At 62.0% G+C, this 274-nt stretch carries 1 protein-coding gene; it reads right to left on the reverse strand.

Annotation, left to right across the window (positions count from 1 at the left end; translation table 11 throughout):
• Positions 1 to 274 (reverse strand): hypothetical protein (locus SB816_RS31530; protein WP_410548186.1); only part of this gene is annotated, 274 nt, incomplete at both ends.

Consider the following 274-nt stretch of genomic DNA (forward strand, 5'->3'; position numbering starts at 1 on the left):
GCAATGCGGTCGCCGCCGAGCGATTCAATCAGTCTCTGCCGTGCGGCCGGCGCGATGCGCAGATTGTCGGCCGACAGCTCCTGATCGATCAGTGCGTTCAACGAGCGCGCATCATCCGCATAACAGGGGATTGCGGCGATCGAGCGCGCGGGTTCTGCGATCTTGCGCAGCCCGGTGCCTTTTTTGAGGTCACCCGCCTCGATGATTAGGAAACTTGCTTCGGGTGGTGTCTCGGCCAGTATCTGGAGCGCATCCACCAGTGCCTTCTCAGCCG

Origin of the sequence: Achromobacter sp. SIMBA_011 (genome assembly GCF_046535435.1) — a bacterium.
Lineage (GTDB): Bacteria > Pseudomonadota > Gammaproteobacteria > Burkholderiales > Burkholderiaceae_B > Achromobacter > Achromobacter dolens.